The organism is Bradyrhizobium sp. 2TAF36 (assembly GCF_052114925.1).
Lineage (GTDB): Bacteria > Pseudomonadota > Alphaproteobacteria > Rhizobiales > Xanthobacteraceae > Bradyrhizobium > Bradyrhizobium barranii.
In genome coordinates, this window is record NZ_JBFRFR010000093.1 from 1 (window position 1) to 22103 (window position 22103).

Consider the following 22103-nt stretch of genomic DNA (forward strand, 5'->3'; position numbering starts at 1 on the left):
CCATTGCGCACCAGAGTTCGATGCTGGGATGACTTTTTGCGGTCGCTATCCGCGACCGCCAAAAGTCACTTCGGCTGCGGCACGATGCGGATGTAGGGCTTCGGTTCCTTCCAGCCCTGCGGATAGATCGTCTTCGCCTCGTCGTTGGAAACCGAGCCGGCGATGATGACGTCCTCGCCCTGCGTCCAGTCGGCCGGCGTGGCGACACGATGCTTGGCGGTGAGCTGAAGCGAGTCGATGACGCGCAGGATCTCCTGAAAATTCCGGCCTGTCGTCATCGGATAGACCAGCACCAGCTTGATCTTCTTGTCCGGCCCGATGATGAAGACGTTGCGGACGGTCTGGTTGTCGGCCGGCGTGCGGGTGAGGGGATCGCCCGAGGTCGAGGCCGGCAGCATCTCGTAGAGCTTCGAGACGTTGAAGTCGGTGTCGCCGATCATCGGGTAGTTGGGGGCGGCGCCTTGGGTCTCCTTGATGTCCTCCGACCATTTGGAATGGCGGTCGACCGGATCGACCGAAAGGCCCATCAGCTTGACGCCGCGCTTGTCGAATTCCGGCTTCAGCTTGGCAAGCGCGCCGAGCTCGGTCGTACAAACCGGCGTGAAGTCCTTGGGGTGGGAGAACAGGAGAGCCCAGCTATTGCCAATCCAATCGTGGAACTTGATCTTCCCTTCGGTGGTCTCGGCTTCGAAGTCGGGCGCGGTGGTGCCGATCGGGAGTGTCATGGTTCTACCTCATCTCATTGAATTTACTTGGTAATTTATCTTTGGCCGTCGCGGCCAGTATAGGGTCTCCGCGACCCTAAGTGAACCGCTTCAAGTAAAATGTGAATTTCTTCTCTGAAGGGCCGATTTCCTAGCACCTTTCTGTTACAGCCGCGCCTGCGACGAAACATCTCGACCGGAGCCGTACGGTCTCGATTGCCCCCATAATGCCTTTTATGACCCGCATCACGCTCGCCCCGACGCCTCCGGAACCGAAATGGTCCTCGTAGCGACTAATCGGCAACCATTGAGAAAAGTCGCGATCCCCATATCGAATCATTAACCACCCCTTTACGCCCGCATGAAAATGCTGGTCGATCAGAAGAAATCTGGAAGTGAACTATGTCTGCCGCTGCGCATAAGTCTGTTGAGTCGCCGTCCCTCGAACCGTCCTGCCGCGATACCGCGGCTCATGCATTGACCGTCGTGCGCGACGGCGTGATCACGGGCGAAGGCCCGACCACCAAGGGCCGGGTCCACTTTTCCCGCTCGCTCGATGGCGATGACACCGCCTGGTGCGCGCGCATCCTGACCGCCACGGCCGTCAACGACCAGCCGGTCAGCCGCGCCGAAGCCGAGGCGCTGTTCGAGATCAATGAAGCCGCAACCGAGCGCACCGATGGCGGCCGGTTCGACGACCTGCTCGCCAAGGCCGTTGCCCATTACGCCGCGAGCGCCTCGGGCCTGAAGGTGCCGCCGCGCAGCGTCGCGCTGTCGGCAGAGTCCGAGATCGAGAGCTGGGCGCCGTCCTACGCCGCCAAGGTCAACAGCGAGATGCTGGAGTGGATCGCCGGACRGATGCGCGGCAAGCGCCAGAACAACCGTCGCCTGATGGCGATGGTGGCGACCTTCCTGGGCGCCACTGCGCTGCCTTTGGCGGGCCAATTGCCGAACGTATTCGACATCGGCATGTAAAAGATCTGGGAATGTAAGAGTTAGACGAGACTGTCGCGCCCCTTGCGAGGCGCGACAGACAACGGCGGGGTTATTTCCCCGCCGTTTTTTGTTTGCCGGCGTCCGGCTCGAGCCCGAGCGTGCGGCCCGGGAAACCGGCGGCGTCGAAATAGCGCTGGCTGCCGACACGCTGGAAGTTCAGCACGGTCACCAGGCCGCCCTCGGCGGGCTTGGACTTCAGCGTGCCGGTATAGGCCTTCGGCACGATGCCGTTGGGCAGGGCCTCCGACATCACGCGGCCGACAAGGCCGCCGTTCTGCGGGCCGCGCAGGCCCATGAGCTGGGCGGCCGTCATGCCGACGTCGGCATTGCTGACCGGGATCTGGCTGACATAGCCGGCTTTGAAGTCCGGACCGATCGCGGCCATGAAGTTCATGGTGTCGCCGCGGCTGAAGCTGCCATGCATGCCCTGGCCCTGGCGCAGCACGGTGTCGGCGACCTGCACCGAGCAGTTGGTCGGCGCCTCACCGCAATCGCTGGCATAGGAGCGGAAATTGACGACGATCGCCGGCGTTGGCGTCGCCGACTTGCCGCGCAGATTGATGCTCGACAGCGGCAGGGTACCGGGGATGCGGCCGAGCGAGTCGTCCACGAACAGGCCGGAGACGTAATCCTGCTCGAGCAGCGCCTTGACGGTCTTTGCCGCCAGCTTCTTGTCCTTGTTCGGCAGGTAGATCAGGTCCGAGCCGCCATTGGTGGCGATGACGAGATCAGGCTTGGTCGGATCCTTGCCGAGCACGCCGTTGCCGGCCTTCGGATGGGCGTTGCCGGTGACGGCGGCGTTCTTGTCGTTGGGGTCGAACAGCGGCAGGTCGAGCGCCTTGGCGAGGTCGATCGCCAAAAAGCCCATCGGCAAAAAGTCCTTCGGCGTGTCGTCATAGCTGACCTTGGCCGAGGGGCTGGTCTTGCTCTCCTTGGAGATGCTCGAGAAGCCGTGGTCGGCCTGGATCATGATGTTGGTATTCGCGGCCAGCCCGAGCTCGTCGAGCGCCTTGCGGAGCTGGGCAAGGTTGTTGTCGGCGTTCTTGATGCTCGCCATCGTGCTCGGGCCGTTGATGCCCGGCTTGATCTGGTTGAGGCTGTCGCCCTGGTTGTGCTGGGTGCCGTCAGGGTCGCGCGACCAGAACACCAGCACGAACGGCTTGTTGCGCGCCTTGAACATCGGCAGCACGGCCTTGGCGGCGACGTCGGCGAAATAAGCCTGCTGCGCGACGTTGGCGACAACGGTGCCGGGCGTCTTGGCATCGCCCGCCTTGGAATTGTCGCCGCGCGGCGGCGTGGCGAGGGGCAGGCCGGCCTTGGTCAGCGCGTCCTTCACCTCGTCAGGCAGCGCCACGCCGTTCTTGCCGCCGGTGGAGTCGTCGAACACGACCGAATGCAGGCCGGCCTTTTCGGGCTTGTCGGTGTGGTCGAACTGGTAGGTYGGACCGACCTTGCCGATCGCCGCGGTGCTGAAGCCCTTGTCGCGGGCCATCTTCAGAATCGTCTCTTCGTTGAGATAGTCGCCCTTGAAATGCTCGTCGATGTCGCCGAGCACGGCGTCGTTCTCGATGAAGGGGACCACGGTGTCGCCGGCGGGGACGGACGTATAGTTGGTCCAGATCGTGTTGGAGAACACGCCGGTGTCGCCGAGATAGTGACCGGTCGACATCGCCGAGCCGTTGGCCATGGTGAAGGTCGGGAAGAGCGAATGCGGGTTCTTGAAATTGACGCCCTTGTCACGGACCTCGGCCATCGCCGGCGCGGTCTCCGGCGTCACCTTCAGCGCGCGCAGACCATCGGGGATGAAGAGGATCAGGTTGCGGGGCGTGTTGTTCTGGGCGGAGGCAAGTCCGGTGGACAAGACTGTCAGCCCGGCGGACAGCAACACCAGTGAACGGCGCATCGAAATCTCCTGCGGTGAGGCGGCAATGGCCGCGACCGCGGCCCCCGGCCATCGTTTAGTTTTGCTGCATGACAGTTTTGTTACAAGGCCCAAGGAGCAAGCAGAAGTGACGGGGAGGTGACCAGGCACCCACGGATGGGGCGTTGTCGGGCGCGAGATCGCAGTTGTTGCGCTCAGCCGCCTCGACGCCGTCACTGCGAGGGCACCGAAGCAATCCGGAATTCCTCCGCGGCAAGACCCTGGATTGCTTCGCTGCGCTCGGGGAGGAGGCGACTTCAAGCAAAATTGCCGCCGCCAAATTCGGCGAGCGCGATCAACTCCGATCAACGGGTCATGAGGACTACCCCGGAACGAAGTGTCTGAAATCAGCACAGAATCCCGGGCGACTTGCCGCACCAAGCTCCCTGTTAATCCCGTGCCTTAACCAACAATTAATTATACGTTTGCGGGTGGGCGACGGGCCGGCCTAGCGTGCGGTGGGGAGCCGCCGAAGCCAAACGAGTTGGTGCGTATCATGATGTCCAGATCATATGGGGCGCTCTTCGCCTCGCTCAGCGCAGCCGCGCTGCTCCTTTCTGCCAATGACGGTTTTGCCAGGCCTGGCGCCACCGCCACCGCCGCGCACGGGATGGCCGGCGCGCCTTCCGGCGCGATCGCGCGTCCGCAGATCGGTCCTGGCGCCCGGTTCCGCGGCCGCAACACGCCTTGGGTCTATTGGCCGGGCGGCGGCGGGTTCTACGACAACGCAGGCTATAACCAGCCTTTCGTCGATGCCGGGCAGCCGGCCTCCACCGACGTGCGTTACACCTATACGTACGACGTTCCCTGGGACTGGACCCATCGCTTCCCGCCGAATGTGGTGCCGTCCGACCGGCCCTATGTGCCGAGCTGCCCGACGGAGCAGGTGACGGTGCCCGGCCGCGGCGGCGCCGAGCACACCGTCAACATCATGCGCTGCTACTGAGCGGCGTCGTCCGCCCAGCTAGCCCAGCTCAAAGCTGGTCACGCCGAAGACGCGGTCGATCCGCAGCGGCGGGATCGGCCCTGTGTACATCCGCGCCGTCTCGAACACCGGCTGGAGCCCGAGCRATTCCGCGAGCGCGATGGCCTCGCGATTGATCGCGGGGACGTCGAGGAAGACTTCCCCGCCACCAGCGCTCGCCAGCAGGGCCTGCACGATCCCTTCCGCCGCTCCGCGGTCGTCGGCGACGAGCGGGCCGATCTTGTGGCCGGTCCGGCAGGGCCGGATCACCCCCCATGCCGCGAGCTTGCCGTCGCGCAGCAGCGCGCCGCCGAGATGGCCTGATGTGTTGACCCAGGCGCGCAGGAAGGTGCTGCGCGCGGCCGGGAAGGCGGTCGCGTCGTCGGCTTCAACGAGCGCGAACGGGACATTGTCGAGCGCGACAATTTCGGCGGGCGGATTCGGCGGCGCGGCGACGATGCCGCCGTAGCGGATATTGGCGTAGGCCAGCTGGAAGCCGGACTTCTTGTAATTATCCTGCTGCGCGACGACGCCGTCGAGCCCGATCACGCGGGCGCCCGCATGCGCGATCGCCGCGTTCCAGATGCGCAGGCCGTGGCCCACGCCGCGAAAGCCTGAGCGCACGATGTAGAAGCCGAGGAAGGCGAAGCGGTCATCGTAGTTGACGCAGGAGATTGTTGCGACCGGCTCGCCGTCGATCTCGCCGACGAAGAAGCCCTTCGCGTCCGGGATCGCGAAACAGGCGGCGTCGCCGAGGCCCGGATTCCAGCCCTCGGCCGCGGCCCAGTCGACGGCGATGGCGATCTCCTCGGGGCGCAAATTGCGGATCTGCAGATCGCTCATGATGGATGCCTTCGGCGGTGGACCTGGCGGCAGGTCCGGCGGTAGAAGGCCTCATGATAGGCCGGGCCTGGGGCTCGCCTCAACACAGGGATGATCGGTCATGGCAGCAGAGAAGGTCGCACTTGTCACGGCTGGCGGCAGCGGCATGGGGGCAGGGGCTGCGCGGCGGCTCGCGGCCGACGGCTTTCGCGTCGCGATCCTGTCGTCCTCCGGCAAGGGCGAGGCGCTGGCAGTCGAGCTCGGTGGCCTCGGCGTCACCGGCTCCAACAAGTCGAACGATGATCTGAAGCGGCTCGTCGACGGGGCGATGGCCAAATGGGGACGCATCGACGTGCTCGTCAATAGCGCCGGCCACGGGCCGCGCGCGGCGATCACGGAGATCACCGACGAGCAGTGGCACACCGGCCTCGACACCTATCTCCTCAACGTGATCCGGCCGACCCGGCTGGTGACGCCGGTGATGCAGGCGCAGAAGGCCGGCGCCATCATCAACATCTCGACCGCCTGGGCATTCGAGCCGAGCGCGATGTTTCCGACCTCTGCGGTGTTCCGCGCCGGCCTCGCCGCCTTCACGAAGATCTTCACCGACACCCATGCCGCCGACAACATCCGTATGAACAACGTGCTGCCGGGCTGGATCGACAGCCTGCCGCAGACCGATGCGCGGCGCGACAGCGTGCCGATGAAGCGTTACGGCAAGGTCGAGGAGGTCGCGGCGACGGTGTCGTTCCTGGCGTCCGAGGGTGCCGCCTACATCACCGGCCAGAATATCCGCGTCGACGGCGGACTGACGCGCTCGGTGTGAGTCGGCGCGCGGCTTCGCTCCGCCATTCTGGTGCACTTGTCGTAACGCGACGCGCGGCCTGCGCGGTGCGCCGCTGCGGCGGGGCGACGCGTGGCGTTCGGGTCACACTCGTCACTGGTCTTGCGCGATAAGTCACGGACTACGTCACAGTCCATACGAACTGCGCCGCAGACCGAGACGGCGAGCGGTCCACTCCCTATTCCCCAATCTGCGCCGGATGGCTCCCACCGGTGCGCAATTGAAACGCGAGCGTCGATCGCGTGGGGCATGGAGACTCGGAATGAACAAGTTTTTGCTGGCGGTCGCTTCAATTGTGCTCGGCACCGCATCCGCGCATGCGGCCGACCTCGCGGCGCAATACACCAAGGCGCCGGTGATGGCGCCGGCCTACAACTGGACCGGCTTTTACGTCGGCGGCAATGTCGGCGGGCAGTGGGGCAACGCCGATCTGAACACCTCGACCATCTGGACGCCGGCCGGCTATTTCGCCGCCAGCAGCGTCCCCGCCATCAACACGGTCGGCGCCCAAGGCGTCAACAGCTCCAGCGTGACCGGCGGCTTTACCGCGGGCTACAACTGGCAGGTCAACCACGCCGTGCTCGGCCTCGAAGGCGACATCAACTATTTCGGTTTCAAGGGCAGCGCGACGGGCTCTGCGCTCTATCCCTGCTGCGCGCCGACAGGCTTTACCGTGTCGTCGCAGGTCTCGGCCGATTGGCTCGCCACCATCCGCGGTCGCATCGRCTTCCTCGCGGCTCCGACCTGGCTGCTGTACGCGACGGGCGGCGCGGCGATCTCCGAGGTGAAGGGCAATTTCAATTTCACCGACACGTTCTCAGCCGCGACCGAGTCGGCCGCGATTCGCGACACGCGCCTCGGCTGGACCGCGGGCGTCGGCACCGAATATGCCTTCGGCGGCGGCTGGTCGCTCAAGGTCGAATATCTCTACGTCGATCTCGGCCGCGCCAGCGCGACCAGTACCAATCTGGTCGGCGGCGTAACGCAATATCCGAGCAACGTTTACACCCACTCGGTCGATCTCAAGTCGAACATTGTGCGCGTCGGCGTGAACTACAAGTTCGGCGGACCGGTCGTCGCCAGGTACTGAGCATCCCGTTCCTGATCTGGCGCGGAAAGCCCCGGCTCTGCCGGGGCTTTCTGTTGCGAGGGACGGTTCAGTGCGAGGCGACGAGCTTCGCCAGCGCGGGCAGGATCTTGTAGCGAACGATCTCGTGCGGGTATTCGCCGCGATTGGCGAGCAGGACGAAGCCGATCTGCCTGATAGGGACGAGGCCGAGATAGCCGGAGGCATTGTTGAGGCCGCCGGGCTTGTCGACGATGGTGGCGTCGGGGAGGTGGACCGTCTCCCAGGCCATGCCTTGTCCGAATTTGTCGTCGACGCGGAAGGTCTCGCGCTGCGTCATCCGCAGCGCCTCGCGCAAATGCGGTTCGACCGAGCGGTCGTCGACGCAGGCCGCAACGAAGGTCGCGAGATCCCGCGCGGACGAAAACATCTGGCCGGCGCCGGGAAAGTCGAAATAGCTCTGCTGGTTGCCGGGTGGGCCGATCGCCATGCCCTGATCCGAATAGCCTTGCACGACGCGCTGCATCCACGCCGTGTCCATGACGGCGCGGTTGTCCTCGCCGCGCTCCGGCAAAGAGGTCGCATTCATGCCGATCGGCCCAAGGATGCGCTCTTCGAACAGGGTTGTGATCGGAGCGCCGTAGCAGCGCTCGAGCACGAGCTGAAGCAGCACGTAACAGGCATGGCTGTAGATGCGCTGCTTGCCGGGCGCTTCGCCGGCCTGCGGCTTCCAGGCGTTGAACATGTCGATGAACTGCGCCCGCGAGAACGAGTCGTTCGGCCAGGGTGGATGGTCGGTCGACAGCAGCATGCCCGACGTGTGCATGGCGAGCTGGCCGACGGTGACGCGGCGGACATAGTCTCCGGTGAGCTCGGGCAGATATTTCGGCAGGCGGTCGTCGAGCCGCAATTCACTCCGGAGCGAGCCCAGCGCCACCAGCGCCGCCTCGAACGGTTTGCGCAGCGAACCAAGGTTGAACAGCGTGTCCGGTGTGACCGGTCGTCGCGTGCCGTCGTCGGCGAAGCCGTAGTTGAAGAACTCGACATGGCGGCCGGCATAGAGCGCGGCGGCGAGGCCGCCCGGCTGGTCCGGCGTCGCGGTCGGCGCCAGCTCGTTGGCGACGATGTCGCGCATCTGCGCGATCATGTCGGAATCCGCGGATGCGCGGCGCGGCCAGGCCAACGCGAGGGGAACCAGCGCAGCCCGCGCGAGGGCCCGCCGGGTGAGGTGTGATGAGGTGACAACAGACGGCACGGCTCTGACGCATGATGCGATGCGCCCCCTCTCTCTTCTAACGGCGAGGGCTGCGTGTCCCAATTCACGATTGCGCGTTGTGGGTTCCGCCGGCGGGGCTTGCGGAAAAATACTTAGCTTGTGGGCTAACAATTATTGACGCCGGGCGATGGCGGGCCTATAGTTAGCTTCATGGCTAACCAATTATCCCAGCTCGACCATGTCTTCGCAGCCCTTGCCGATCCCACAAGGCGGGCGATCGTGATGCGGCTCTGTGCCGGCGAGGCGTCGGTCGGCGAGCTCGCCGATCCGTTCGAGATGGCGCTGCCGAGCTTCATGAAACACATCCATGTGCTGGAGACGAGCGGGCTCGTTCAGTCGGAGAAATCCGGCCGCGTGCGCACCTGCCGGCTCAGCCCGGACGCGCTCGTCGGCGCGGAGGACTGGTTCCAGCAGCAGCGCGCGATCTGGGAGGCGCGGCTCGACCGGTTCGAGGCTTACGTCATGCAACTGAAGAAAGAGAAGGAGAGGGCGGCCGCCAAGCGACCGTCCCGCACAACCAAACGGAAAGGTTCTGAGTGATGACGAATTCTGCCAATCCCGCTCTGTCGCAATGGTCGATGGACCGCGAGATCGTGATGTCGCGCGTGATCGACGCGCCGCGCGATCTGGTGTTCGAGGCGTGGTCCGATCCAAAACATCTCCCGCAATGGTTCGGGCCGAAGGGCTTCAAGATCGAGACCTTCGAGATCGACGTGCGTGTCGGCGGCGTCTGGCGCTTCAACATGATCGGTCCCGACGGCACCGTCTATCCGAACCGCATGCGCTTCCGCCGCATCGAGCGGCCGTCGCTGATGGAGATGGATCACGGCGTCGACCAGGACGACGATCCCGGCATGTTCCGCTTCACCCTCACCTTTGCCGAGCAGAGCAACGGCAAGACCGTGCTGATGATGCGGCAACTGGCCTCGAGCACCGAGCAGCGCGACGGCATGATCGGCTTCGGTGCCGTCGAATATGGCTACCAGACGCTGGACGAGCTCGCGGCGTATGTTGGTGGGATGAAGAAATAGAGTCCCCGCGTTATTCCGGGGGCCTCGAAGAGGCGCCCCGGAATAAGCTCGGAAACGCATGGGGAGAGCAGCCGCCTTCTCGAATATGACAGCGCGCAGGTCAATTATGACAGCGCCATAACGTAGATTTTTGTCGCGTCGTGCCGCCGATTTATGACAGAATTGCTACCACTAAATGTCATATCGGTTACGGCGGAGCGATTCATGTTGCAGTGGCAGGCGCGGTCAAATCCCCTCGCGTGGTGGTGGGGGTCCCTGACGCTTGTCAGCAGTGCCAACATTCTCGTCTGGTTCATGCTGTACCGCGAGTTCTATCCGACGGTTGCCGGCAGCGCCGGCGGCGGTTCGGATATCGGGCTGATGTTCCTGCTCTGCGCCGGCTATGTGTTCGGCTGCGCGTTCCGATCGTTCCTGCCGCGCGCCGACGTGCAGCGCATCTGCCTGTTCGACACCTGGCTCTCCAGCGTCTTCGTCGGCCGCACCGTCGCGACCGTGGCCGAACTGTGCTTCGTCGCGCAATGGGCGATCATCCTGCATCAGCTGGGTCACATGACGGGCGCGGAGACCGCGGTGAACATCGCGCTGGTGATCGTGCCCATCATCATCGTCGCGGAGTGCTTCTCCTGGTACGCGGTCGTCACCACCAACTTCCTCTACAACGCGATCGAGAACTCGCTGTGGGCGGTGACGTTTTTCCTCGCCGGCATCGCGCTGTGCCGCCTCATGCCGGAATTCCAGGGACCGGTGCGATGGGCGCTGATCGCCGGCATCGTCGGCATCGCCTGCTTCCTCGCCTTCCTCGTCACCGTCGACGTGCCGATGTATCTCAGCCGCTGGCGGGCAGGGCATCAAGAGGGCAACAAGCTCCTCGGCTTCCTCGAAGGTCTGCATGACGTCGCGACGCGCTGGGTGGTGACCCACGACATCGCGCATTGGAAGGGCGAGCTGACCTGGATGTTCCTGTATTTCACCGCTGCGGTGTGGTCGAGCCTCGCGCTCTGCGCGCTCTACGCCATGGAAGGCTATCTCACGCGTTATCTGGCCTGAGCGACCGGGCTTCGCCGAGATCGGCCTGCGTCAGCAGGCCTTGCCGCAGCGCCAGCCGGACCAGCTCGATGTCGGAGCCGACGCCGAGCTTGTCCTTGATCAGCGAATGCAGGTTCGCCACCGTCTTCGGGCTGACGTGGAGCGTCTCGGCGATCTCCTCCGTCGTGTTCTCGGCGAGCAGCAGCCGCAGCACCTCGAACTCGCGCGGCGTGAGCACGTCGGCGGCCGAGCTCTCGCCGCTGATACGGCTGAGCGCGAGCTCGTGGTCGATGTCGGGGCTGACGGCGATCTTGCCGGCGAGCACGTCCATCACGGCGCGCACCAGCGTCTCGGGCGGGCTGGTCTTGGTGACATAGCCCCGCGCGCCGGCGCGGATCGCCTGCACGGCGAAGCCGGCATTCTCGTGCATGGTGAAGACGAGGATCCGTGCCGCCTTGTCCCATTGCCTGATGCGCCTGACGGCCTCGATGCCGCCGATGCCGGGCATGCTCAGATCCATGATGACGAGGTCGGGCGCCTCGGATTTGAACAGACGGTAGGCCTCGGCGCCGTCGGCCGCTTCGGCGACAACGCGAAGCCCCGGCTGCTTCTGGAGCACGGAGCGATAGCCCTCGCGGACGACGGAATGGTCGTCGACCAGCAGAATGGTCGCATCGGCCGCGCTCATGCCGCGCGCTCCAGTGAGTGCCGATCGAGGCCTGCAAGCGGAATGACCACGCGCAGCGCGGAGCCGCCGTTCGGCGCGGCCTCGAAGCTCAACTGGCCACGCAAGGCCGCGACGCGCTCGCGCATGCCGAGCAGGCCCATTCCGGATTTTGCGACGGGATCGTTCGACCGTCCGTCGTCGTCGATCGCAAGTGCGATCTCGTCGGCACGCATCGCAAGCTCCAGGCTTACCCGCGTGGCGCCGGCATGCTTGGCGGCGTTGGTGAGCGCCTCCTGCACGATGCGGTAGAGGCTCGCGCTGATCGTGGCGGGCAGGGTCGCGAACGCACCGTCGAACCGGATCGAAAACCGCGTCTGGCCGCGGCTACGCCCGTTCCAGCCCGCAACCAGGCCTTCGAGGCTCGCCACGAGCCCGAGCTCCTCGACATCAGGCGGGCGCAGCCGGAACAGCGCGCCGCGCAGCGTCTCCATCATGCCGGTTGCGGTCCGCGCGATGCCGTCGCACTCGCCAAGCAGGGAGGGGCAGTCCTGTACGGCGGTCTGGCGGGCGGAGGAGGCGAGCGCGCGGATGGCGGCCAGCGACTGGCCGAACTCGTCATGCAGCTCGCGTGCGAGATGGCGGCGCTCCTCGTCCTGGAGTGCGATCAGTTTCCGCGTCAGCTCGCTGCGCTCGGCCAGCGCGATGTCGAGGCTTTCGGCGAGATGGTTGAAGACGTCGCGGATCGCCGACAGCTCGGCGAGATCGAACGGCGGCAGCCGCGTCGACAGGTCATTGGCGGCGATCCGTTCGAGGCCGGAGCGGATCATGCGGGTGGGGCGCAGCGCACGCGCCAGCGCAGCGTAGACCAGGACGCACAACAGCGGCAGTGCGATCGCAAGTGCGAGCATCAGGCGGCCGGCCTCGTGCCAGGCGTCGGCCGTCTGCACGGCCGGGTCGACCGAGACCACGGTCTCGCCGAGTTTCGTTCCGCGCACGATCACGGGCCGTGCCGCCTCGCGGCCGGGGTCGAACAGGCTGCGATAGAAAGCCACGAAGACTTGCGGCGGCGGGTTCGCCGGGATCGGCGCGCCACTGCAGAATCGCTGGATGATGTCGCCGCTCACGCCGCGGAACGCCAGGCACAGGCCGGGCGTCATCACATAGGCCGAAACGGGGTCGAGGTTGGGAAAGTCCGAGCGCGGGCTAGCCACCCACTGGATCTTGCCCTGTTGCAGCTCCAGCGTCTTGGCCACGATGGCGGCGATGTCGTCGAGGCGCGCATGGGCCGCGCGGTCGGCGGTGATGAGGAAATAGGCGGAGATCGCGGCGAAGCACGCGGCCGATATGGCGGCCACGCGCAACGTCAGACGGACCTTGAGATCGAACCTCGGGCGGTTCCACATCGGCGGGCACCTGGCGCGAACGGAATTGTCGCCGGCGCATTAAACGGCAGAACGCGAGCGGCGGAAAGCACTGCGCATACCGCGGTGCAACGTCGTGAAATTTTCCCGGCCTTGATCGGGACCAGCGCAGCTGCATGGCATGAGGTTGCCGTCCAGATTGCGCCGCCGCTCCACCACACGAGGCCCGCATGCGCCGTATCAGCTTGATCCTCTCTGCTTTCCTCCTCTTCGTCCTCCCGGCGGCCTCCTCGCCTGCCGGCGCCGAGGATGCCATTGGCGTTGCCATGGACGATTTCAGCTACACCGATACGTCCGCCGAGCCGGCCAACCAGACCGCCGCCCATGAGCGGCGGCTGTCGGCGTTCATGGCCGCGCTCAGGCGGGATATCAGTGCGGACGGTCGTTACCGGCCGGTGCCGTCTGCCCAGGACGGCGCGGCATTCAAGGTCATCGGCGGCATCCAGAAGACGAGCACGCTGGTGCAATGGGCCAAGGTCGCCGTCATCGACGTCGGCGCCAGGAAGCTCGTGATGGACAAGCTCTACACCTTCCGCGGCGACAACGATGAATCATGGGAGCGTGCCGAGATTTTCGTGTCTCGCGAGGTCATGGCCGCGCTCGCCACGCCCGCGCCGGTCGCGCTGGCCGTGTTCGATTTCGAGCTCGAGGACACGACCGCCGCCTCGACTGGCACTTCAGCCACGTCGGATGCGTCATATCTGGCCGAGGTCACCGGCAGCGTGCGCGAGGCGCTGGGCCAATCCGGCCGCTACCGCATCGTTGATGCCGGCGGCGAGGCGGTCAAGGCGCGCGCCTTGCGGGATTGCGGTGGCTGCGAGGCGGCGATCGCGCAAAAGCTCGGCGCGGATCAGTCGTTGATCGGCGTGGTGCGGCGGGTCAGCCGCACCGAATACACGCTCGGCTTCCAGGTCCGCGATGCCAGGACCGGTGCGGTGCTGTCACGTGGCGACAGCGGCCTGCGGATGGGTGCGGACTATTCGTGGAAACGGGGCGCGGTCCGGCTGGTCAGCGATAAGCTGATCGGGAGCCAGTAACCGCGATACCAGCCCTAGAACGTCAGCTGCACCTTCATCGACTGCGAGCGGTCACTGGCGAGTTCGAACGCGGCGACCGCGTTTTCGAACGGCATGGTGGCCGTGATCAGCGGTTTCACGTCGATCAACCCTTCGCCCATCAGCCGCACCGCGAGCTCGAATTCGGGGTCGAAGCGGAAGGTGCCGCGGAGCTGCAATTCCTTGGCGACGATGGAGTTGATCGGCAGCGTCATCTCGCCGCCGAGACCGAGCTGCACCAGCGTCGCGCCRGGCCGAAGCACGTCGAGCGCGGTGCGAAGCGCGGCCTGGTTGCCGGAGGCCTCGAACAGGGTGTCGAACACGCCCTTGCCGGCGCGCCAGGGATCGAGCGCTGTGGCATCGGTCGCGACATTGATGGCGTGGGTGGCGCCGAGCTTCTTTGCAACCGCGAGCGGCGCGTCGGCGACATCGGTCACCACGATCTCGGACGCGCCGCCGAAGCGCGAGACCAGGATCATCAGCGCACCGATCGGCCCGCAACCCGTGATCAGCACGCGCTTGCCGAGGAGGGGGCCGGCCTGCTTGCCGGCATGCAGGCACACCGCGAGCGGCTCAGCCACCGCAGCTTCCGCCAGTGTCAGCTTGTCCGCGATCGGCACCGCCTGCGCGGCATCGACCGTGATGAATTCACGGAAACCGCCTTGGACATGGGGAAAACGCATCGCGCTGCCGAGGAAGCGCATGTCGAGGCACTGGTTGCGCATGCCTTCCTGGCAATGCAGGCACTGGCCGCACGGTCTGCTCGGATTGACGGCGACGCGCGTGCCCGGCTTCACATTGGTGACGCCGTCACCGACCGCCGCGACCACGCCCGCGATCTCGTGGCCCAGCGCCATCGGCTGCTGGATGCGCACGACGCCGAAGCCGCCGTGGTGGTAGTAGTGCAGATCGGAGCCGCAGATGCCGCCGTTCGCAATCTTGACGCGGACTTCGCCCGAGGCGGGGGCTGGATCGGGATAGCTGTCGATCCGCAGGTCTTTCGGGGCGTGGATGACGACGGCGCGCATGGTCTCGTTCCCTTGGCTTTCGCGATTACATCGCGGCGATCATGCCGCCATCGACATAGATGATCTGTCCGTTGACGTAGGTCGAAGCATCCGAAGCCAGGAAGATCGCCGCGCCCACCAGTTCGTCCGGCCTGCCCCAGCGCTTGGAGGGGATGCGGCCCATCAGCCAGTTGTTGAAGTCGGTGTTGTTGACCAGCGCCTCGTTCATGTCGGTCAGCATGTAGCCGGGGCCGATCGCATTGGCCTGGATGCCGTGCTGGGCCCATTCCACCGCCATCGAGCGGGTCAGGTTCTTGATGCCGCCCTTGGCCGCGGTGTAGGGCGCGATGGTGGGACGCGCGAGCTCGCTGCCGAGCGAGCCGATATTGATGATCTTGCCGTGCTTGCGCGGGATCATGCGCTTGCCGGCCTCGCGGCCGATCACGAAGGCGCTGGTGAGGTCAGTCTCGATCACCTTGCGCCATTCGTCGGTGGTGAACTCGACCAGCGGCTTGCGGTGCTGGATGCCGGCATTGTTGACGAGAATGTCGACCGCGAGCCCTTCGCGGTCGAAGCGCTCGAAGCCCGCGACGATCGCGGGCTCATCGGTGACGTTGAACGCGGCGCCCTCGGCCTGATGACCGGCGGCGCGAAACTCGGCGACGGCCTGCTCGACGCGCTTGGGGTCGACGCCGTTGATGATGATCTTGGCGCCGGCCTTGGCCATGCCTTCGGCAATGGCGCGGCCGRGCCCGCGGGAGGAGCCGGTCACGAGCGCGGTGCGGCCGGAAAGGTCGAAGAGGGCGGTGCTCATCTCAAGAAATCCTCAGACGTTGGAGCGACGCACGGTCAGATCGGAGCGGTCAAATACGGCGGGCAGAAGGTCGACGCCGAGGCCCGGTCCTTCCATCGGATAGACAAAGCCGTCCTTGATCGTGGGCATCGTGGTGACGAGCTCATTGTACCAGCCCCTGTAGAAGGCGCGTACCGATTCCTGGATCAGCGTGTTGGGCTGGCTGAACGACATGTGGATGGCGGCGATGAAGCCGATCGGGCCGATGCAGTCATGCGGCGCAAACGGGCGGTGATAGGTCTCGGCCATCGCCGCGATCTTGCGGCCCTCGGTGAGGCCACCGGTCCAGCACAGGTCTGCCATCACCACATGCATGGCGTCGCGGTCGAGCATGTCCTTGTAGGGGAAGCGTGAGCCCAGCGTCTCGCTGGCGCAGACCCAGACATCGGTCGAACGGGCATATTCGGCCAGCGCCTGCGGCGAGTTCATCCGGATCGGGTCTTCGTACCAGGTCGGCTTGTAGGGCTCGAGCGCGCGCGCGATCTGCTTGGCGGTCGGCAGGTTCCAGAGCGAGTGGAGCTCGACCATGATCTCCATCTTGTCGCCGACGGCCTTGCGGATCTTCTCGAACGGTTCGATCGCCCGCTTCATCTGGGCTGCGGTGATGTAGAGGCCCTTGTTCTCCTGGGCCGCCGGATCGAACGGCCAGATCTTCATCGCGGAAATGCCGCTCTCCAGCAGGCTTTCGGCCAGCGCGTCGGCGTGGTGCATGAAGCCGTCGAGGTCTTCGTAGGGGCCTTTGGAGGCGCCGAGATTCCAGTTGGCGACGGGGCTGATATTGGTGGAGCGGACATATTGGGTGCCGGCGCAGGTGTTGTAGATGCGCTGCTTGTCGCGGCAGAGGCCGCCGAGCATCTGGTGCACAGGCTGATTGCAGACCTTGCCGAACAGATCCCATAGCGCGATGTCGATTGCGGACGCCGCGCGGTATTCGACACCGGTGGAGGACTGCGCCATCGGCAGGTTCAGCATGTCGCGATGGATCGCCTCGATGTGCAGCGGATTGCGGCCGAGCAGGCGGCCGGCAAARGTGTCGTGGATCTGCGCTTCGACCGCGCCCGCGCCATAGAAGGTTTCGCCGAGACCGATCATGCCCGTGTCGGTGTGAACGCGTACCCAGATGACGTTGGAAAATTCCTCGGTGCGCAGCGTCTCGATTGACGTGATCTTCACGGCAACAGTCCTCCCATCACAGGCGCCTCGCACCTGACGTCTCATTTCGCACTGCAACATGTTGCAGATCGCGCGAACGTCTTACGCCTGCTTGTAATATATCACAACATGTTTTAAGGGTCCCACAACTAAGGCGCCACCCAGCAATGAGAGCGCGGCTGACAGGAGGACGACATGGCACGGCGCAAGCGCGCGCTCGAGGTGGTGAGAAACGAGGACGACGGCGAGGGCAAGCCCTCCCGGCGCAACCGGCTCAACTTCTTCGAGCTGGCTTATCAGAGGATCGAAGAGCTGCTCGTCCACTGCGAGCTTAAGCCCGGACAATTCATGACAATGCTGGAATTGCAGCACATCACCGGCTTCGGGCGCACACCGGTGCATCACGCCGTGAATCGCCTCTCCGCTGACACGCTCATCATCATCCGTCCGCGCCACGGCCTGCACATCGCGCCGATCGATCTTGCGCGCGAGCGGATGCTGCTGGCCTTGCGCCGCGACATGGAGCGCTTCGTCGTGCGGCTCGCGGCGGATCGCGCCAGCCTGTCGCATCGCAATCAGGCGCTGCACATCGAGCGTCTGCTGCGCGAACGCCGCGCCACCCTGACCCTCGACGAATTCAACAGCATCGATCGCCGCATCGACGCGCTGGTGCTGGAAGCCGCCGGCGAGCCCTTCCTGGTGCACACGCTGCGGCCGTTGCACACGCTGTACCGCCGCATCGGCTACATCCACCATCGCTTCATGCCGGGGCAGGCCGAACTGTCAGGCACGATCGATCGCCACCTCGCCATTCTCGTTGCGGTCGCCGGCCGCCACGTCGAGGACGCGGTGAAGGCGAGCGATGCGTTGATCGACTACATGGACCACATGTTCACGGGCATGGAGGCGGGGATCGATCCGCGCCTGCTCGATTGCAGCATCGAGCCGCTGCTCGGCACGTAAGAAAGTTTTGAAGAGAGGACCAAAGATGTTAACGACGGCGATGCCACAACCGACCGCGAGCGAAGCCGCGGTCCGTTACCTCATCACGAACTACAGTCCCAAGGGCAACAAGGTCGGCTGGCTGATGATGGCCTCGATCCTGGTCGAAGCCTGGGATCTCTATTCGATCGCCTTCGTGCTGATCTTCATCAAGGAACAGTACAATCCCGATCCGCTGATGCTGGGTCTTGCCGCCGCCGGCACGCAGGGCGGCGCCCTGATCGGCGCGCTGCTCGGCGGCTGGCTCTCCGACAAGATCGGCCGCCGCGTCATGTTCCTGGTGACGATGGTGCTGTTCATCGTGCTCGCGCTGGCGCAGGCCTTCGTGCCGAACGTGACCTGGCTCATCGTGATCCGCTTCCTGCTCGGCATTCCGCTCGGCTCGGATATTTCGACCGGCTACACCTACATCATGGAATCCATGGCCAAGGGTGAGCGCGAGGTCATGGGCAATCGCTGGCAATTCATGTTCGCCGTCGGTGAAGTTCTTACCATCGGTGTCATCGTGATCTTCCTGCTGATCGACATGCAGCACGAGATGCTGTGGCGCGTGACGCTCGGTCTCGGCGCGGTTCCGGCGCTGATTATCCTGATCATGCGTCACGACGTGCCGGAGACGGCGGTGTGGCTGGTGCAGAAGGGACGTTACCGCGAGGCCAAGAAGGTCGCGCGCGAGATGTTCAACGACAATCTCGACATGTTGCCGGACCACGACGTGAAGGTGCCGAAGGTCAGCACACGTGCCTTCATCGCCGACCTCAGGAAGGACCCGATCCGCTGGCGCGCCACGATCTACGGCTGGATCGCCTGTTTCGCGCAAGGCAGCGAGTTCTCGACCTTCGCATTCTATCTGCCGGTGCTGTTCGTGATGGTCGGCGTGTCGAGCGTGCTCGGCATCAACCTGGTGACGATGGCGCTGTTCTCCTTCGCGGCCCTGTCCGGCTGGGTCGGTCCGCTGCTGACGCCAAAAATCGGCCACCGCGGCATCTCGATCGCCGGCTTCAGCATCGTGCTGGCTTCGCTGCTGGTCGCTGCCTTCGCGCTCTACACCGACAACAAGATCCTGCTGCCGTTCGCGGCGGCCGCCATGTTGTGGGGCCACTACTGGGACGCGTCGAACTGCATGACGATCCCGACCATGGTTGCGAAGCCCAAGTATCGCGGCACGGCCAGCGGCTTCGCCTACATGTTCGTGAAGCTGCCGTCGTTCCTGGCGATCTTCCTGTTCCCGACGGTATTCGCCGCGATCGGGCAGGCCAATGCCACGCTGATGGTCGCGATCTTCCCGCTGATCGGATTGCTCGCCGCAATCTTCATCCTGCCGGAAGTCTACGGCTACGAGAACGACTGACGCGTTGCCCGGTCGCGGCCTTGTGGCCGCGATCGGCTTTTCCCGCTACGGGCTCAGGAAGACGGGATTGATCCCGGACCCATGGCCGAGCAGGCCGATCGCCTGAAGCTGGGCGCTGTGGAGGTCGATCTCCACGATCGCGAACAGGGTCAGCAGCACCACGACCGAGACGACGAGCAGGGGGTGATATGTCCCGCCACCTTGTTCCGGCGCGGTGAAGCTCCGAAACGACCGACGTAGGGAAAAACTCTGCGGCAATGCCTTTGATTGAATCTGCATGATGGACCTCCGTGCCGCGCCGTATGAGACTGCGCGACGCGAAGAAGCATAGGTCCGGCTTTGGCGGCGACATTGATGCGCCGCAAATTGCACGCGATTACCGGATCGCAGCCGCAAGCGCTGCGATCAAGGCGGGTGGCGTCACCAGCAGCCCCAGCTTGAGGAACGGCCAGGCGCCGACCTCGATTTTTTCGCGGCGGAGCGCGACCAGCCACAGGATGGTCGCGAGCGAACCGGTGATCGAGAAATTCGGTCCCAGGTCGACGCCGATCAGGATGGCGCTGACGACCGAGGTGGGCAGGTGATCGGCGGCCAYGATCGACCCGGCGACGAGGCCGACCGGCAGGTTATTGGCAATATTGGTGGCGATGGCGGTGGCGATCCCAACGCTCCAGCCGGCCCCGGGTACGGACTGCGCGACGGCCTCGTGCAGAAGTGCGCTGAGATGGCCGATCACGCCAGTCTTCACCAGTGCTTCCACCATCACGAAAAGCCCGCCGACCAGCGGCAGCACGCTCCAGGACACGTGCTTCAGTACCGACATGGGCGACTGACGGCTGAGCAGCAGGACGAGGCCGGTCGTCACGGCGCCGCAGATGAAGGTCGGCGGGCCAAGCTGCTTGTCGAGCGCGGAGGCCGTGATCAGCACCACGCCGATCGCAGCAATGCCGATCGCGGTCAGCTTGCCGCCGCGGCTGAGCGCCTTGTGCGGCACGCGGCGCTCGATGATCTCCTGTTTCAGCGCGCGATGCTGGGTGATGCGCAGTACGACAAAGGTCAGCACGATCGAGGCGAGCGAGGGCAGGGCGAACTGACGCAGCCATTCGGTCAGATGCGGCATGCGCGCGCCGAACACCACGAGATTGGCGGGGTTCGAGATCGGCAGCACGAAGCTTGCGGCGTTCGCAATGAAGGCGCAGACGAACAGATAGGGCAGCGGCTTGGCGCCGGCCGCGCGCGTCGCAGCGTAGACGGCGGGTGTCAGCACGATCGCGGTGGCGTCATTGGAGAGCAGCACGGTGACGACGGTGCCGACGAGATAGATCAGCAGAAACAGCCGCTGAGGTGAGCCGGCCGCATATTCGACGGCGAGGGCGGCGAGATAGTCGAACAGGCCTTCGAGCCGGGCGAGCTCGGCGATCAGCATCATGCCGATCAGGAAGAGATAGACGTCGACGCCTTTCTCGATGCCCGTGAGCGCGTCCTGCCTCGGCAGGAGGCCGAGCAGCACCAGGGCACCGGCGCCGATCACGGCCCAAATCGCCTCGGGCAGGCGAAAAGGCCGGATGATGACGCCTGCGGTCGCGGCGACGATGATGCTCCAGGCYCAGATGGCGTCAGACGGCACGTTCAGTCCTTGAGGTTGGGTCGGTTCATTCGGCAGCGATAACCGATGCTGGAGCCGCTGTCTTCCCCTGTACCTGCAAGGTGCCACGCCGGGTCTCGGGCAAGGCGAGGAGGCAGACGACGGCGCCGATCGCGGCGACCGCGCCAAGCGTGATGAACGCCGCGCTGTAGCCGGCGCCGACCACGACGAGGCCCGCAAGCGTCGTCGACAGCGCCGCGCCGATGCTCTGGGCGGTGATGACGGCGCCCTGCGCGACGTTGAAGCGGCCGGTGTTGCGCGTGAGGTCGGCGACGATGACGGGGAAGATCGCGCCAAAGATGCCGGCGCCGACACCGTCCAGAAGCTGCACGCCGACCAGCCAGAACGGATTGTCGGAGAGTGTATAGAGTGCGCCGCGAATGGGCAGGATCAACAATGCGGCGAGGAAGAAGCGCTTGTGGCCCCAGCGGTCGGCCTTCGCGCCGACCAGCATCGCGAACGGCACCATTACAATTTGAGCTGCGACGATGCAGGCCGACATCAGGCTGGTGCCCATGGTCTTGTCCTGCAGCGCGAGTTTCTGCCCGACCAGCGGCAGCATGGCCGCGTTGGACAGGTGAAACAGCACGACGCAGACCGCGAAGACGAGGAGGGGGCGGCAGGTCAGGAGCACCGCGAGACCTGAGGGCTGTTCCGGCTGGTCACCGGTATCGGCGTCGTGCAGCCCGCGGGCGAGGTCGTGGTCGATGGCGCGAGCGGGGATTGCGAGAATGCTCACGAGGCTTGCGACCGCCATGGCAGCGAGAAGGTAGAACACCACGGTCGGGCCGAACCAATAGGCGGAAAGTCCCGCCAGCCCGGCGGCGACTGCATTGCCGGCGTGATTAAAGGTCTCGTTTCGGCCGATCCGCCGGGTGAAGGCGGCATGACCGAAGATGCCGAGCGAGACGGCGGCGATCGCCGGCGGAAAGATCACTGCGGCGGCCTGCGCGATGCCCTGCGAGACCGCGACCGGCAGGAAGGTGGGAAACAGCGGCAGCGACAGTGACGCCAGCGTCACCATGATGGCGGCGATAACCATCGCCAGCCGCTTCGCCCGCGTCGCATCGACCAGCGCGCCAGCCGGCGTCTGCGCCACGATGCCGGCAACGGTCGCGATCGACATCACGAGGCCGATGCGCGCCTCGTCCCAGTGCTGCTCGGTGAGGAGATAGACGGCGAGATAGGGCCCAAGCCCGTCGCGGACGTCGGCGAGGAAGAAGTTGGCCGCATCCAGCGCGCGGCCGGCGCGTCTCGTCTGGTCGGTGGGGTGATGGGAGGCTTGGCTCGACATCGGTCT

The 22103-nt window shown here is 65.2% G+C and carries 22 protein-coding genes; 10 read left to right on the forward strand and 12 right to left on the reverse strand.

Features of this window, described 5'->3' with window-relative positions; translation table 11 throughout:
* Positions 1-65: 65 nt before the first annotated feature.
* Entirely contained in the window at positions 66-725 is a 660-nt protein-coding gene (locus AB4Z51_RS37805) for a peroxiredoxin (protein WP_014494579.1), read from the reverse strand.
* Between the two features lie 381 nt (positions 726-1106).
* On the opposite strand from AB4Z51_RS37805, the gene AB4Z51_RS37810 reads away from it, so the two are divergent.
* Positions 1107-1679 (forward strand): hypothetical protein, encoded by a 573-nt coding sequence (locus AB4Z51_RS37810; protein WP_441499157.1) that lies wholly within the window; start codon positions 1107-1109, stop codon positions 1677-1679.
* Positions 1680-1749: 70 nt separating this feature from the next.
* Here the strand turns inward: AB4Z51_RS37810 and AB4Z51_RS37815 are convergent, their stop codons facing one another.
* Positions 1750-3603, reverse strand: coding sequence for an alkaline phosphatase family protein (locus tag AB4Z51_RS37815; RefSeq protein ID WP_135214933.1), 1854 nt, complete (start codon positions 3601-3603; stop codon positions 1750-1752).
* 514 nt (positions 3604-4117) lie between these two features.
* Here AB4Z51_RS37815 and AB4Z51_RS37820 point away from each other — a divergent pair.
* Entirely contained in the window at positions 4118-4567 is a 450-nt protein-coding gene (locus AB4Z51_RS37820; RefSeq protein WP_167768063.1) for a hypothetical protein, read from the forward strand.
* 18 nt (positions 4568-4585) lie between these two features.
* Here AB4Z51_RS37820 and AB4Z51_RS37825 read toward each other — a convergent pair whose 3' ends face one another.
* Positions 4586-5428: a GNAT family N-acetyltransferase gene (locus AB4Z51_RS37825; RefSeq protein ID WP_441499158.1), complete on the reverse strand. Its 843-nt coding sequence runs from the start codon at positions 5426-5428 to the stop codon at positions 4586-4588.
* Positions 5429-5528: 100 nt separating this feature from the next.
* Between AB4Z51_RS37825 and AB4Z51_RS37830 the strand changes: the two genes are divergently transcribed.
* Positions 5529-6233, forward strand: coding sequence for an SDR family oxidoreductase (locus AB4Z51_RS37830; RefSeq protein ID WP_135214930.1), 705 nt, complete (start codon positions 5529-5531; stop codon positions 6231-6233).
* Positions 6234-6513: 280 nt separating this feature from the next.
* Positions 6514-7341: an outer membrane protein gene (locus tag AB4Z51_RS37835; protein ID WP_441499159.1), complete on the forward strand. Its 828-nt coding sequence runs from the start codon at positions 6514-6516 to the stop codon at positions 7339-7341.
* A gap of 67 nt (positions 7342-7408) precedes the next feature.
* Here AB4Z51_RS37835 and AB4Z51_RS37840 read toward each other — a convergent pair whose 3' ends face one another.
* Entirely contained in the window at positions 7409-8464 is a 1056-nt protein-coding gene (locus AB4Z51_RS37840; RefSeq protein ID WP_167768062.1) for a serine hydrolase, read from the reverse strand.
* 279 nt (positions 8465-8743) lie between these two features.
* On the opposite strand from AB4Z51_RS37840, the gene AB4Z51_RS37845 reads away from it, so the two are divergent.
* The 3 genes from AB4Z51_RS37845 to AB4Z51_RS37855 all read left to right on the forward strand — a co-directional run bounded on the left by AB4Z51_RS37845 (position 8744) and on the right by AB4Z51_RS37855 (position 10671).
* Positions 8744-9133, forward strand: coding sequence for an ArsR/SmtB family transcription factor (locus AB4Z51_RS37845; RefSeq protein WP_063982661.1), 390 nt, complete (start codon positions 8744-8746; stop codon positions 9131-9133).
* Positions 9133-9624 (forward strand): SRPBCC family protein, encoded by a 492-nt coding sequence (locus tag AB4Z51_RS37850; RefSeq protein WP_441499160.1) that lies wholly within the window; start codon positions 9133-9135, stop codon positions 9622-9624. The genes AB4Z51_RS37845 and AB4Z51_RS37850 overlap by 1 nt, the downstream gene beginning before the upstream one ends.
* Positions 9625-9828: 204 nt before the next feature.
* Positions 9829-10671: a hypothetical protein gene (locus tag AB4Z51_RS37855; protein ID WP_063982663.1), complete on the forward strand. Its 843-nt coding sequence runs from the start codon at positions 9829-9831 to the stop codon at positions 10669-10671.
* Here the strand turns inward: AB4Z51_RS37855 and AB4Z51_RS37860 are convergent.
* Together AB4Z51_RS37860 and AB4Z51_RS37865 are read right to left on the reverse strand one after the other, a co-directional pair.
* Entirely contained in the window at positions 10652-11338 is a 687-nt protein-coding gene (locus tag AB4Z51_RS37860; protein ID WP_135214926.1) for a response regulator, read from the reverse strand. The genes AB4Z51_RS37855 and AB4Z51_RS37860 overlap by 20 nt on opposite strands.
* The gene (locus tag AB4Z51_RS37865) at positions 11335-12720 is read right to left on the reverse strand and encodes a HAMP domain-containing sensor histidine kinase (RefSeq protein WP_135214925.1); all 1386 of its coding nucleotides are present in this window, start codon (positions 12718-12720) and stop codon (positions 11335-11337) included. Before AB4Z51_RS37865 ends, AB4Z51_RS37860 begins: the two co-directional genes overlap by 4 nt.
* Before the next feature lie 188 nt (positions 12721-12908).
* Here AB4Z51_RS37865 and AB4Z51_RS37870 point away from each other — a divergent pair, with 188 nt between their 5' ends.
* The gene (locus tag AB4Z51_RS37870; RefSeq protein ID WP_135214924.1) at positions 12909-13775 is read left to right on the forward strand and encodes a DUF3280 domain-containing protein; all 867 of its coding nucleotides are present in this window, start codon (positions 12909-12911) and stop codon (positions 13773-13775) included.
* A 14-nt stretch (positions 13776-13789) separates the two neighbouring features.
* Here AB4Z51_RS37870 and AB4Z51_RS37875 read toward each other — a convergent pair whose 3' ends face one another.
* The 3 genes from AB4Z51_RS37875 to AB4Z51_RS37885 are packed head-to-tail and all read right to left on the reverse strand — an operon-like array spanning position 13790 to position 16826.
* Positions 13790-14821 carry an L-idonate 5-dehydrogenase gene (locus AB4Z51_RS37875; protein WP_135214923.1) on the reverse strand — a complete coding sequence of 344 codons (1032 nt, stop codon included), beginning with the start codon at positions 14819-14821 and terminating at the stop codon, positions 13790-13792.
* Positions 14822-14846: 25 nt separating this feature from the next.
* Positions 14847-15614 carry an SDR family oxidoreductase gene (locus AB4Z51_RS37880; protein ID WP_441499161.1) on the reverse strand — a complete coding sequence of 256 codons (768 nt, stop codon included), beginning with the start codon at positions 15612-15614 and terminating at the stop codon, positions 14847-14849.
* A 12-nt stretch (positions 15615-15626) separates the two neighbouring features.
* Positions 15627-16826 (reverse strand): mandelate racemase/muconate lactonizing enzyme family protein, encoded by a 1200-nt coding sequence (locus tag AB4Z51_RS37885; protein WP_167768060.1) that lies wholly within the window; start codon positions 16824-16826, stop codon positions 15627-15629.
* Positions 16827-17000: 174 nt separating this feature from the next.
* Here AB4Z51_RS37885 and AB4Z51_RS37890 point away from each other — a divergent pair, with 174 nt between their 5' ends.
* Both AB4Z51_RS37890 and AB4Z51_RS37895 read left to right on the forward strand, forming a co-directional pair.
* Positions 17001-17768, forward strand: coding sequence for a GntR family transcriptional regulator (locus AB4Z51_RS37890; protein ID WP_028152288.1), 768 nt, complete (start codon positions 17001-17003; stop codon positions 17766-17768).
* 25 nt (positions 17769-17793) lie between these two features.
* Positions 17794-19158 (forward strand): MFS transporter, encoded by a 1365-nt coding sequence (locus tag AB4Z51_RS37895; RefSeq protein WP_135214920.1) that lies wholly within the window; start codon positions 17794-17796, stop codon positions 19156-19158.
* A 45-nt stretch (positions 19159-19203) separates the two neighbouring features.
* Here AB4Z51_RS37895 and AB4Z51_RS37900 read toward each other — a convergent pair whose 3' ends face one another.
* The 3 genes from AB4Z51_RS37900 to AB4Z51_RS37910 form a co-directional block, all read right to left on the reverse strand.
* The gene (locus tag AB4Z51_RS37900) at positions 19204-19437 is read right to left on the reverse strand and encodes a hypothetical protein (RefSeq protein ID WP_063982670.1); all 234 of its coding nucleotides are present in this window, start codon (positions 19435-19437) and stop codon (positions 19204-19206) included.
* Between the two features lie 97 nt (positions 19438-19534).
* Positions 19535-20785 (reverse strand): arsenic transporter, encoded by a 1251-nt coding sequence (locus AB4Z51_RS37905; RefSeq protein ID WP_441499162.1) that lies wholly within the window; start codon positions 20783-20785, stop codon positions 19535-19537.
* Between the two features lie 25 nt (positions 20786-20810).
* Positions 20811-22097, reverse strand: coding sequence for an MFS transporter (locus AB4Z51_RS37910; RefSeq protein WP_135214918.1), 1287 nt, complete (start codon positions 22095-22097; stop codon positions 20811-20813).
* Positions 22098-22103: the final 6 nt, after the last annotated feature.